The sequence below is a fragment of the Arthrobacter sp. 10L424 genome, assembly GCF_056395325.1.
Map to the genome: position 1 here is coordinate 238,134 of NZ_JBFTJH010000002.1, position 12,296 is coordinate 250,429.

General features: G+C 68.6%; 13 protein-coding genes. All 13 read right to left on the minus strand.

Translation table 11 applies throughout. The features are described from left to right. Positions 1-106 precede the first annotated feature (106 nt). A complete protein-coding gene (panC, locus tag AC1DC5_RS04275) occupies positions 107-1,006 on the minus strand; it encodes a pantoate--beta-alanine ligase (protein WP_476864314.1) in 900 nt (299 codons plus the stop codon). A 15-nt stretch (positions 1,007-1,021) separates the two neighbouring features. Continuing rightward, on the minus strand, positions 1,022-1,930 hold the full coding sequence (locus AC1DC5_RS04280; RefSeq protein ID WP_476864315.1) for a Rossmann-like and DUF2520 domain-containing protein: 909 nt from the start codon (positions 1,928-1,930) through the stop codon (positions 1,022-1,024). Then, entirely contained in the window at positions 1,923-3,500 is a 1,578-nt protein-coding gene (locus AC1DC5_RS04285; RefSeq protein WP_476864316.1) for a PH domain-containing protein, read from the minus strand. The genes AC1DC5_RS04280 and AC1DC5_RS04285 overlap by 8 nt, the downstream gene beginning before the upstream one ends. An 81-nt stretch (positions 3,501-3,581) precedes the next feature. After that, positions 3,582-4,094 (minus strand): PH domain-containing protein, encoded by a 513-nt coding sequence (locus tag AC1DC5_RS04290; RefSeq protein WP_476864317.1) that lies wholly within the window; start codon positions 4,092-4,094, stop codon positions 3,582-3,584. Next, on the minus strand, positions 4,075-4,596 hold the full coding sequence (locus tag AC1DC5_RS04295; protein WP_476864318.1) for a DUF3180 domain-containing protein: 522 nt from the start codon (positions 4,594-4,596) through the stop codon (positions 4,075-4,077). Before AC1DC5_RS04295 ends, AC1DC5_RS04290 begins: the two co-directional genes overlap by 20 nt. Then, entirely contained in the window at positions 4,596-5,123 is a 528-nt protein-coding gene (gene folK / locus AC1DC5_RS04300; protein WP_476864319.1) for a 2-amino-4-hydroxy-6-hydroxymethyldihydropteridine diphosphokinase, read from the minus strand. Before folK ends, AC1DC5_RS04295 begins: the two co-directional genes overlap by 1 nt. Then, a complete protein-coding gene (gene folB / locus AC1DC5_RS04305; RefSeq protein WP_441406088.1) occupies positions 5,120-5,488 on the minus strand; it encodes a dihydroneopterin aldolase in 369 nt (122 codons plus the stop codon). The genes folK and folB overlap by 4 nt, the downstream gene beginning before the upstream one ends. 15 nt (positions 5,489-5,503) lie before the next feature. Continuing rightward, the gene (gene folP / locus AC1DC5_RS04310) at positions 5,504-6,436 is read right to left on the minus strand and encodes a dihydropteroate synthase (protein WP_476864320.1); all 933 of its coding nucleotides are present in this window, start codon (positions 6,434-6,436) and stop codon (positions 5,504-5,506) included. A 12-nt stretch (positions 6,437-6,448) separates the two neighbouring features. Continuing rightward, positions 6,449-7,090, minus strand: a complete 642-nt coding sequence (gene folE / locus AC1DC5_RS04315; RefSeq protein WP_476864321.1) for a GTP cyclohydrolase I FolE — start codon at positions 7,088-7,090, stop codon at positions 6,449-6,451. Positions 7,091-7,099: 9 nt separating this feature from the next. Further along, on the minus strand, positions 7,100-9,166 hold the full coding sequence (gene ftsH / locus AC1DC5_RS04320) for an ATP-dependent zinc metalloprotease FtsH (protein WP_476864322.1): 2,067 nt from the start codon (positions 9,164-9,166) through the stop codon (positions 7,100-7,102). 199 nt (positions 9,167-9,365) lie between these two features. Beyond that, positions 9,366-9,917, minus strand: coding sequence for a hypoxanthine phosphoribosyltransferase (gene hpt, locus AC1DC5_RS04325; protein WP_069950289.1), 552 nt, complete (start codon positions 9,915-9,917; stop codon positions 9,366-9,368). A gap of 29 nt (positions 9,918-9,946) precedes the next feature. After that, positions 9,947-10,990 (minus strand): tRNA lysidine(34) synthetase TilS, encoded by a 1,044-nt coding sequence (tilS, locus tag AC1DC5_RS04330; RefSeq protein WP_476864474.1) that lies wholly within the window; start codon positions 10,988-10,990, stop codon positions 9,947-9,949. A 110-nt stretch (positions 10,991-11,100) separates the two neighbouring features. Continuing rightward, positions 11,101-12,219 carry a zinc-dependent metalloprotease gene (locus tag AC1DC5_RS04335; RefSeq protein ID WP_476864323.1) on the minus strand — a complete coding sequence of 373 codons (1,119 nt, stop codon included), beginning with the start codon at positions 12,217-12,219 and terminating at the stop codon, positions 11,101-11,103. Positions 12,220-12,296: the final 77 nt, after the last annotated feature.

The following is a 12,296-nucleotide window of genomic DNA, read 5'->3' on the forward strand; positions in this document are numbered from 1 at the left end:
AAAATTCCTGCGGCCCCAAATACAACGCGGGGTCAGCTGCGGTCCATGGAAAGCCTCGGCATGGGCCGCGTCTGACCCCGCGTTGCAGTGGAGGTGGGGGGTTGGCTCAGGAGTCCAGCGGGACGTTGTCGATCAGGCGGACCGGGCCCACCTTGGCCGCGATGAGGGCCAGGCCCTGTCCGCGGAACGGCGTGTCCCGGCAGTTCTCGGCGAGCGGTTCGAGGGTGGCGGGGTCCACCACGTCGAGATAGTCCAGTTCCACGAGCGGCTGGGACTCCACGAGCGCCTGCACGGACTCCAGGTCCAGCGGCTGGTGGGCGTTGGCCCGTTCCTCGATCAGGCGCAGGGCCCGTGAGAGCACCAGGGCCGCCTCGCGTTCCTCGGCGGAGAGGAAACGGTTGCGGCTGGACAGCGCCAGCCCGTCCGCCGACCGCACAATCGGCACCGGGATGATCTCGACGGGGAAGTTCAGGTCGGCAACCATGCGCTGGACCAGGGCCAGCTGCTGGGCGTCTTTCTGGCCGAAGTACGCCCGGTAGGCCGGCACTTCGGCGCCCGCCGCCGCGCCGGGCATTCCGTAATGCAGCAGCTTGGCCACCACGGTCAGGGCGCCGTCGAAGTGCCCGGGGCGGGAGGCGCCCTCCCACTTGCCGGCCATCGGACCCCCGCTGATCCGGACCAGGGGTTCCCCGCCGGGATAGACCTCGTCGACATCCGGAGCGAACACCAGGTCCACGCCCACGGCATCAAGGAGTGCCAGATCCGCGTCCAGGGTCCGCGGGTACCGGTCCAGATCAACGGCCTCGCCGAACTGCAGCGGGTTCACGAAGATACTGACCACCACCACGTCGTTCTGCTCGACGGCGGTGCGCGCCAGCTCGGCGTGGCCTTCGTGCAGGGCGCCCATGGTGGGCACCAGGCCCTGCGAGGTGCCACCTTTCTCCTTGAGCAGGCGGGCGCTTTCGGCACGGAGCCGGGCAGCCGTGGTCACGAGTTGGATCGCCAAAGTTTTGGACCTTCCTTAGGGTTGCCGGCCGTTGTCGCCGGGGCCCTCGAGCGCCTCCGCGATGGCGTCGATTTGCTCCGGCTTCAGCAGTCCGCGGCGTCCTGCCCGGCGGGCTGTCGCCCGGGCCATGGCCAGGTACGCCTCCAGAATATCGCCGCCGGCCCCGCCGTCGTGCTCCCGCAGGGTTTCGGCGTGCGCGGCCACGGTGCCCGCATCGCCGCGGGCCACCGGCCCGGTCAGGGCTGATTCGCCTGAGGCCAGGGCGTTCTCCAGGGTCGCGCGCAGCAGCGGGCCAAGCATGCGTTCGGGGGCTTCGACGCCGACCTCCCGGAGCAGCTGTGAGGCCTGCGCCACGAGGGTGACCAGGTGGTTTGAGCCGTGGGCGAGGGCCGCGTGGTAGAGCGTCCGGTCGGCCTCCGCGATGGCGACGGGCTCCGCTCCCATTTCCACCACGAGGGCCTGCGCGATGGGCAGCATGGCAGCGTCCGCCGTGACGCCGAAGGTGCAGTCCAGCAGCCGGGTCAGGTCCAGGCTCATCCCGGTGAAGGTCATCGCGGGGTGCAGCGCCAGCGGGATGGCCCCGGCGGCGCGGACCGGATGCAGGATTCCGACGCCGAAGCGGCCGGACGTGTGGGCCACCAGCTGGCCGGGCTGCCAGGCGCCGAGCTTGGCCAGGCCCTCGACGAGCGGGCCGAGCGCATCGTCGGGGACGGCCAGCAGCACCAGTTCGGCCCGTTCGACGATGTCCTGCACGTCCAGCACCGGGACGCCGGGTAGCAGGGTTTCCGCGCGTTCGCGGCTGGCGTCCGAGACCGCCGAGACACCGATGACGGCGTGCTCCGCGCCGCGCAGCGCAGCCCCCAACACGGCGCCGACCTTGCCGGCGCCGACGATTCCGATGCCGAGTCGTCCTGGTTTAGCCATGCTGACGGTCGTCCTGCCTGTCGGGTTCTGCGGTGTGGGAGGGTGCTGCGGTATTGAGGGGTTCGGACGCGAGTGCCCGGACCTGGTCCAGCCAGTGCTCGCTGGTCTGCCGCTTGCGCGCGGCCCGGGCGCGGGCCGCCTGCGCGTCCAGCAGGGCACGCCCCTCGTCGAGGCCGGCCTGGATGAGGCGCGGGGACACGGGCCCGGCCGTGGTGTGCAGGACCAGGTCCGCGACGCGGAAGCGCCGCGCCAGGGGGCCCTGCTCCAGCGACATGGATTGGGTGCGCTGGTGCGGGACCACCACGAGGTGGCTCCACCAGCGGCCCGAGCGGATCAGCAGGGCCGTGTCGGTGGCGGTGAAGCCGTTGCGGCGCCAGCCCAGGGGTGCCAGCAGCCGGGCCCGGCGCGGGGTAGTGACGAAACCGGCGTCGTCCGCTCGCGGTGCACCCGCCGGAACCCCGTCCGGGCCGGCAAGGCCGGTAATGCCGGCCCTGAAAACCGCCACCGGGTCCGGGGTGCCTGGATCGGGCAGGACGAGGGAGAGCATGGTGAGGACGTCGGGGAATGTCCCCACCGGCAGGAGCGTGGTCCGGGACGAGCTTTCGCCGTCGCTTCCCGCCGCACCGTAGCCGGCCACATTGACCTGGATCCGGTACCAGCCGAAGATCCGCCAGAGCGGCGGCTGGCTGACCCGCAGCGCCTGGATTCGGCCCGGCGGCAGGGTCTGCGCCTGCGTGTCGAGCAGCCCGTAGCGCAGCCGGATTCCGTCCGGCGAAATGGCTGCGGTGAAGTTGTAGCCGCGGTTGATGGCGTTCCAGTACGCGGCCGCCATGCCCAGCAGGGCCGGGATCAGGAAGAGGTAGAAGCTGCGGTTCTCGGTCAGGGCGGAAAGCACCACGGAAACCACGCCGCCGACGACGATGAACACACTTTGCTCGCTCAGCACCAGTGACCCGATGAGGCGCCGCGGCGGGACGGTCAGGACGGCGTGTTCGGGCGCCTCCGCGGCGGCCTCGCCGGGGTGCGCGGGGTCCGGCACCACGCCGGCGGCGCGGGCCAGGATCGCGGCGCGGAGCTGCCGTGCCTCGTCCATGCGGAGATAGGCGAGCCGCACCGCGGATTCCCCGGCGTCGGCCACCTCGAACTTCAGCTCGGCCAGCCCGAAGATCCTGGCGAGCAGGGGCTGCACGATGTCGATCGCCTGGACGCGGTCCAGCCTGGCCTGCCGCTGCTGTTTGAAGAGGAAGCCGGTGTTCAGCCGGACATAGCCTTCCGCGACCTGGTAGCGGGTGAAGTACCAGCTCAGGATGTAACCGAGGACGGTGAGCAGCAACAGCACGCCGCCGCCCAACAGCAGCCATGGCGCCCGGCCGGCGAGCTGCTGATCGATCAAGGGCCCGCCCCGGAGCAGCCGCTCGAAAGTATCCCGGAAGAAGAAGAATCCGATGGCGGCCAGCGCCACCCAGCCGCGCACAAAGGGTGAGGCGGGGTGCACACGCAGCCACGCACCGTCCGTGGTTCCCGCCTCGGTCCCGGCGGCGGCGGCCTCCGGGGCAGCGCCCGGCTTCACCGGGACCCCTTCCCTGCGCCGGCCTTCACTGCTGTTCCTTCACTGCTGTGCCTGCACTGCGTGGCCTGCACGGCGAACCCGTCACAGCCCGGCCAGCCGGGCTTCACCGCGGGCGGAGAGCTGCTCGCGGAGCCGCGCGCCTTCCGCGGCGGGCAGGCCCGGGATTTCCGCGCTGGTGCCGGCGGAGGCGGTGTGCAGTTTCAGCGTGCACAGCCCCAGCCCGCGTTCCACCGGCCCGGCGCCGATGTCCACGTACTGCATGCGGCCGTAGGGGACCACGAGCGTGCGCTGGAAGAAGATGCCGCGGCGGATGAGCAGGTCATCCTCGCGCTCGGCGTAGCCGATGGCCCGCACCTGGCGGGGAATGAGCAGCAGCCGCCAGAGGGCCAGGACCAGCATCACCGCCGGGATGGCAATGGCCAGCCAGAGCGGGAACGACTTCCACCAGCCGTTGAGGACGAGGATCAGGGGAAGGCACAGCAACCCGACGACGATGAGGTTGGCCAGGGCCCAGCTGGCGACCCGTACCGTGACGTACTTTGGTGAGACGCGCTGCCACGTGATGCCCGGAGGATCAATCGCCTCGGTATGCATATTCGCCTTCCGACTTGGGCTTGCGCTGTTCCTGGCGGCCCGGAGCCGACTCGCCCTCGCCGTCCTCGGGGGGTATCCGGCAGAACCGTTCCACCATCAGGCCAACCACGATCATCATCAGGCCGCCGCCGGCCATGACCAGGGCCTGCCAGGCGAGGGTCTGGTCGCTGCGCAGGTTCCAGAGCCGCAGCTGGTCAACGAAGATCCCGGCATGCCAGCCCAGCAGCACGCTGCCGGTGTAGGCGCAGGCCTGGGCGAGGACCAGGGTCCAGGCGGCCAGGATGGGGTTGAGCATTTTCTTCTTGTTGCCGTTACGCCAGCGGCGGACCCTGATGCCCAGCACGAGCGTGAGCGCAACGATCACACCCATCGTGATGAGCGCGTTGAGCGGCAGCACGGGGGTGTTCAGGCCGTAGCGGGTGGTCAGCACGGCGGCGAGCCAGCCGAGGACCCCCACGGCAGAACCGATCACAAGCAGGGTCAGGGGGTTGGTCAGCTTCATCACTCCACCGCCCCGGCCACGCCGTGGAGGTTTTCGAAGCCGTCGAAGGGCACGAGGTCGGCGAAGTCCGCGGCCCTGGCGGCCAGCTCGCCCACGCGTTCGCCGTCCAGCTCGGCCGCCGGGTCAATGAGCGACCACGGGTACAGCACGAACGCCCGCTGCGCCGCCCGCGGGTGGGGCAGCGTCAGGTCCGGGTCGGAGCTGACCAGCTCCCCGTACGTGATGATGTCGACGTCGAGGGTGCGCGGGCCCCAGTGCACTTCGCGGACGCGGAGGTGCTTTTGTTCCACGGCGTGGCAGTGCTGCAGCAACTCAAGGGGCGTCAGGGTGGTCTCCACCGCGATCACCATGTTGAGGAAGTCCGGCTGGCCGGACGGCCCGCCGACGGCTTTCGTCTGGACGATCGGCGAAATCGCGAGGAGCCGCACCTCGGGCGGATCGACGATGTCCGCGACCGCCGCCGAAAGAGTGTCGCTGCGCTCCCCCAGGTTGCTGCCGAGCGCCAGGACGGCCCGGGTGTATTTCATGGCTGCTCCTGCCGGGTCCGCCGGACGCTGACGGAGACGTCGCCGAACTCGACTTCGATCGGAGCCTTGGGCTTGTGCACCGTGATGTCCACCGCGGCGACGGGGAACTTCCGGAGCACGTCCTCGGCGATCCGCACGGCCAGCGCCTCGATCAGGTTCAGCGGTTCCCCCGTGATCCAGCCCCGGATGCACTCTGCCACTTCACCGTAGTGCGCGGTGTCGAGCACGTCGTCGGAGGCGGCGGCGCGGCTGAAGTCCAGGTGCAGTACGGCGTCGACGACGAACGGCTGGCCGTTGCGCCGTTCGAAATCAAACACTCCGTGATGGCCGACGGCGGTGACGCCGCTCAGCGTGATCTGGTCCATGGGTGGTCTGTCGGTTCAGCCGTGGCCGGCGGCAGCCGGCAGGGCCGGAGTCATGCGGGCGGCGGTTTTGACGGCGTCGAGGCTGGGACCGACGTCGTGCACGCGGACTGCCCAGGCGCCCCGGAAGGCGCTGATGGCGGTCACGGCGGCCGTGGCGGCGTCGCGTTCGGCCGGTGGGGCGGCCTTGCCCGCCACGGTCAGGAGGCTGCCGAGGAAGCGCTTGCGGGAGGCCGCCACCAGGACCTTGTGGCCCATGGCCTGCAGGACGTCCAGCCGCTGGAGGAGTTCCCAGTTCTGCTCCTCGTTCTTCGAGAAGCCCAGGCCCGGATCCAGGATGATCTGTTCGGGGGCGACGCCGGCCGCGTACAGCTTGTCGCGGACTCCGGCCAGTTCGGCGGCCACTTCGTCCGCGACGTTCCCGTATTCAGCCAGGGAGTCCATCGTGACGGCATTGCCCCGGCGGTGGGTGAGGATGTACGGGGCCTTGCTGTGGGCCACGAGCTCGGCCATCTCCGGCTCCATGCTCAGTCCGGAAACGTCGTTGATGATCGCGGCCCCGGCATCGAGGGCCGCCGCGGCGGTGGCGGCGTGCGTCGTGTCGATGCTGACCAGGGCACCGGCCTTGACCAGCGCCTGAATCACGGGCACGACCCGCTGCTGCTCTTCCTCGGCGCCGACCTCGGCTGCTCCCGGGCGGGTGGATTCACCGCCGACGTCGATGATGTCCGCTCCTGCGTAGAACATCCGCAGGCCGGCCGCGATGGCCGTGTCCGCGGTGGCGTGCTTGCCGCCGTCGCTGAAGGAATCCGGGGTGACGTTCAGGATCCCCATCACGAGCGTCCGGTCCGTGGGGAGATCCTTGAATTGCGCTGCCGGGCGCGACTTGCGCAGTACGGGCAGGGGCGAGGTCGCGGGTCCGGTTCCGGGGGCTGCGGCGAGGGAATCCATAATTCTGTGTTCTTACCTTCCGATGATGAGGCTCATGGCTTCGGCACGGGTGGCCGGGTCATGGAGTTGCCCGCGTACCGCGCTGGTGACGGTCTTGGCGCCGGGCTTGCGGATGCCGCGCATCGACATGCAGAGGTGTTCGCATTCGACGACCACAATGGCGCCGCGCGGCTTGAGGTGGGTGACGAGGGCTTCGACGATCTGGGTGGTCAGGCGTTCCTGGACCTGGGGACGGCGGGCGAACATGTCCACCAGCCGCGCGAGTTTGCTCAGCCCGGTGACTTTCCCGTCATGCGAGGGAATGTAGCCCACGTGGGCGACCCCGTGGAACGGCACGAGGTGGTGCTCGCAGGTGGAGTAGAACGGAATGTCCTTGACCAGGACGAGTTCCTCGTGGTCCAGGTCGAACTGGGTGGCCAGGATTTCCGCCGGATCGTGGTGGAGCCCGGCGAACATCTCGGTGTAGGCCTTGGCGACCCGCTTCGGGGTGTCCAGGAGCCCGCTGCGGTCCGGGTCCTCACCGATGGCCAGCAGGATCTCGCGGACTGCCGCCTGGATCCGGGCCTGGTCCACGACGGTGCCGGCAACGGACCCTCCCGCCGCCAAATCATCGGTGGCGGGAGCGTCGTCGTCGTCATTGAAGAAAGAAGTCACTGAAGAAGCCTAGCCGGGATGGCCATCGGTCCCGAGATCCGTTACACCGCCCTGGAACGAATCCTGTCCGGCAACGCCCTGAGCGTGCGGCGGCAGGGCGTCCAGCGGTTCCTCGAGTCGGGCTTCCTTGGCTTCTTCCTGCGCTTCGCGTTCGGCCTTCTCCATGCGAGATTCCACCGGGCCGATTTCCTGGATCGGACGGGTCTCCTTGGAGAGCCAGATCTCGCGGAAATCGCGCTTCCGGATCTGGGTGAAGACCTGGGCGATTTCGGCCTGGTTCAGCGTTTCGCGTTCCAGCAGTTCGAGGGCCAGCTCATCGAGGACGTCGCGGTTCTCGGTCAGGATGGCGTAGGCCTCGTCGTGGGCGCCCTCGATCAGCCGGCGTACTTCCTCGTCAACGATGTAGGCGATCTGGTCGGAGTAGTTGCGCTCGTGGCCCGCGTCGCGGCCCAGGAAGGGCTCGCCTCCGCCCTGGCCAAGCCGCACCGCACCCACACGCTCGCTCATGCCGAACTCGGTGACCATCTTGCGGGCGATCCCGGTGGCCTTTTCGATGTCATTGGACGCGCCGGTGGACGGGTCGTGGAAGACGAGCTCTTCCGCGACGCGGCCGCCCATGGCGTAGGCCATCTGGTCGAGCAGTTCGTTGCGGGTGATGGAGTACTTGTCGTTTTCCGGGACCACCATGGTGTAGCCCAGGGCACGGCCGCGGGGCAGGATGGTGATCTTGGTGACCGGAGCCGAGTTCCGCAGTGCCGCGGCCACGAGGGCGTGCCCGCCTTCGTGGTAGGCGGTGACCTTGCGTTCGTGTTCCTTCATGACGCGGCTGCGCTTCTGCGGGCCGGCCATCACGCGGTCAATCGCCTCGTCGAGGGCTCGGTCGTCGATCAGGTTGGCGTTGGAGCGGGCGGTCAGCAGGGCGGCCTCGTTGAGGACGTTGGCGAGGTCCGCGCCGGTGTAGCCGGGGGTCTTTTTGGCCACGGCCTTCAGGTCGACGTCGGGAGCCATCGGCTTGCCCTTGGCGTGGACCTTGAGGATCTGGTCGCGGCCGATCAGGTCGGGGGCTTCGACGGAAATCTGACGGTCGAAGCGGCCCGGACGCAGCAGCGCCGGGTCGAGGACGTCGGGGCGGTTGGTGGCGGCGATCAGGATGACGTTCGTCTTGACGTCGAAGCCGTCCATTTCGACCAGCAGCTGGTTGAGGGTCTGCTCGCGTTCGTCGTTGCCGCCGCCGATGCCGGCGCCGCGGTGGCGGCCGACGGCGTCGATCTCGTCCACGAAGATGATGGCCGGCGAGTTGGCCTTGGCCTGCTCGAACAGGTCGCGGACGCGGGAGGCGCCGACGCCGACGAACATTTCCACGAAGTCGGAACCGGAGATCGAGAAGAAGGGGACGCCGGCTTCGCCGGCGACTGCGCGGGCCAGGAGGGTCTTGCCGGTGCCGGGAGGGCCGTAGAGCAGCACGCCCTTGGGGATCTTGGCTCCGACGGCCTGGAACTTCGCCGGTTCCTGGAGGAATTCCTTGATTTCTTCGAGTTCCTCGACGGCTTCGTCGGCTCCGGCGACGTCGCTGAAGGTCACCTGGGGCATGTCCTTGTTGACCATCTTGGCTTTGGACTTGCCGAACTGCATGACTTTGGAGCCGCCGCCCTGCATGCGGGAGAGCAGGAACCAGAACAGGACGCCGAGGAGGAGGACCGGGATCAGGAGGGAGAACAGTCCGGCGAACCAGTTGTTCTCGATCGGCTGGTCGGTGTAACCGCTCGGGGGCCGGGAGTCGGTGACAGCCTTGACCACATCGTCGGCGCGGGCGTTGACATAGTAGAACTGGATGTTCTTGCCCTTGTCCTGGCCGTCAACCTGCAGGTTTTCCTTCAGGACCAGGTCCACGCGGTTTTCCGCATCGAAGATCTTGGCCTGTTCGACCTTGCCGCCATCGGTCAGCAGCGCGAGACCCTTGTCGGTGTCGATTCGGGCGGAGCCGCCCGGGGACAGGGTGGCAAAAGCCAGCAGGAGCATGCCGATGACAACGACAATCCAGATGCCCGGGCCCTTGAAGAAACTCTTAGCTTTCATCTGATCGGGGCAGGCCCCGTCCCTCCTGGTAGTGCTGCACGGCGACCGATCTGCGCGCGTGTGGTGCTGCGTCAGCTTCTAGCTATACACCGTCGCTGTAAGTCACGCACGGTGTAGTCCAAAAGTTCCCTGAGGGCGTAGCGGAGCCGGGCCTCCCCGCCGCCCGGTCCCGGGCGGGGGGTGCCTCTGCGTGAACGATTTACTCGTAGACGTGCGGCGCCAGGGTGCCGACGAAGTCCAGGTTGCGGTACTTCTCGGCGTAGTCCAGGCCGTAGCCCACTACGAACTCGTTGGGGATGTCGTAGCCGACGTACTTGACGTCGATCTGGACCTTTGCGGCCGTGGGCTTGCGGAATGCGGTGCAGATTTCCACCGACGCCGTGCCGCGTGATTCCAGGTTGGTCTTGAGCCAGGACAAGGTCAGGCCGGAGTCGATGATGTCTTCGACGATCAGCACATCCTTGCCCATGAGGTCCGTGTCGAGGTCCTTGAGGATCCGGACCACGCCGGAGGACTGGGTGCCGGAACCGTAGGACGAGACGGCCATCCAGTCCATTGAAACGTGGCTGTGAAGCGCGCGGGCGAGGTCAGCCATGACCATCACGGCGCCCTTGAGCACGCCGACGATCAGCAGATCGCGGCCTTCGTAGTCCTTGTCGATCTGGGCAGCGAGTTCGGTGATCCGTGACTGGATCTGCTCCTTGGAGTACAGAACGTGCTTGAGATCTGCCTGGACGTCGTTTGAATCCACCAATAACTCCTGTGTAGATGCGGGGGCGACTATATTTTGGGCGGTTTTTGAGGCCGGAATACAAGCTTCCCACAGCGGGCCGCTTCGCGGGGAACGGGAACGCTGCCGGGGCCGGGCTGCCCCTCGGCGAGGAGCTGCGCGAGCGAGAGCCGGTAGACGCTGACCCCGCCGGGGAGCTCCACGGGACCGGCCGATCCCTGCCGGCGGAGGAGTGCTTCCGCGGCCAGCAGGCGCTGGTAGCTGGGCTGCTGGCCTCCGACGGCGGCCGCTGCTTTCGCGATGACACGGAACCTCACGGCCGGCGCGAGTTCGCGCACGGCTTCCTCCGGGAGGCTGATGGTGGCCCCGGACTGTTCCCGGAGCCGGAGATAGGTGTCTTCCGCCACGTCTTCGAGGTAGTCGGCGTCAAGCTGCAGGATGGCGGCAGTCCGCGCCAGCGATTCGGCAACCCCCGGGCCCAGCTTCTCCTCCAGCAGCGGCAGGACCTCTACACGGGTCCGGGACCTCGCAAATGAGGGATCGGCGTTACTCGGATCGTGCCAGGGGTCGAGGCCCTCAACGTCGCAGATCGCCAGCGTGTCCGCGCGCCGCAGCCCCAGGAAAGGCCGCAGCAGGCGGTCCCGCGCGGGCCGCATCCCCGCCAGGGAGCGCGTGCCGGAGCCGCGGGCGAGTCCCAGCAGGACCTGTTCGGCCTGGTCGTCAAGGGTGTGGCCGAGCAGGATTGCCCCGGCGCCGGCGTCGTCGGCGGCGGCTTCGAGGGCGGCGTGGCGGGCGTCTCGGGCCGCCGCCTCAGGTCCCATGCCGGTGGAGGCGACGTCGACGGTCCTGATCTGCACGGACGAGAGCCCAAGTTCCCTCAGCACCGCCGCGGTGGCGGCGGCGACGTCGGCGGAACCGGGCTGCAGCTGGTGGTCCACGACGACGGCACCCACGGAGACGGGGTGGCCGTCCACGTGCCCGCGGCGGGCGAAGTAGGCGGCGACGGCGACGAGGGCCAGCGAGTCGGGCCCGCCGCTGCAGGCGACCAGGACCCGTTCCGGGTAGCCCGCAGCGGCGAGCGCGTCCTGCAGCATTTTCCGCGCGGTGCCGACGACGGGCGCGAGCCGGCCGGGCCTGCGCCTTCCACTCGAAACCTGGCCCCCGGAAGCCTGTCCGCCGGATACGGGACTGGAAGTCACGGGAACTAGTGCCCCATCCGCTCGAGCCAGAGCCTGGAATCGTGGATTTCGGCCTCGCTCGGCAGGTGGTCCGCGGACTCCCAGACCTTGTTGAAACCCTCCATGCCGGCCACGTCCACTACTTCGCGGACAAACTTCGCGCCGTCGCTGTACTGCCGCATCTTGGCGTCCAGGCCCAGCAGGTTGCGGATGAACTTTTCGATCACGCCGCGCTCCGTGGCCCGGGAGTTGAAGCGCTGCCGGATGGTCTTCACGGACGGCACAATGCTGGAGTCGACCGCGTCCATCACCACGTTGGCGTGGCCTTCGAGCAGGCTCATCAGGGCGGTCAGGCGTGAGATCGCGGCCTTTTCCTCGGGGTTCTGCAGCAGGTCGAGGATGGCGCCACGGCTCGGGGCGGTTCCGGACGCGGTGCGGTCCTTGAGCGATTTCGCCGCGGCGGAGGCCCGCTCCATCAGGGAATCGACGTTCCCGAGCAGCTGGCCGCTGAGGTTCTCGATCTCGTCCAGCATGTGGTGCCGCAGCCAGGGCGCGGCGGCGAACTGCACGCGGTGGGTCTGTTCGTGGAGGCAGACCCAGAGCCGGAAGTCTTCGGGTTCGACGTTGATTTCACGTTCGACGGAAATGATGTTCGGCGCCACGAGGAGCAGGCGTCCGGCGGCAGGGGCCGTGGAGTTCTCGGCGAGCGCGGAGAAGGGATCGTACTGGCCCAGGACCTTGCTCGAGAGAAAGGCGAGGATGGCGCCGAGCTGGCTGCCCGTGATGGCGCCGCTGACGCTGGCCGCGCCGGGGTTCAGCGTGCCCCGGCGGCCCTCGAGCATCTTCTCCATCGCGGGCTGAAGCATGACGGCGAAGCTCTGGGTGTTGGCTTTGGACCAGGAGGCCCGGTCCACGACGAGGACCGAGGAATCACGCAGGTCTCGGGCGGCTTCCAGTCCGGTGATGTCATGGACGTGCGGCACGGAAATGTCCGCCATAAGCCGCAGATTCTCGACGGCGGCGCCGATCTCAGCCGAGCTCAGGGTAGGCCCGGCAGGCGTGAGACGGGCGGCGGTGGAAGCGGCGAGCTCCCAGTTGATGAGGGCTTGGGCTTGGGCTGATGTCTCGCGGGCAGAGGACTCCATAGGTCCCATCAGATCACAAGGGCCTGACAATGCGCCTTAAATTCGTCGGGAGGCGAACGCCGGCGGGCTCATCGCCG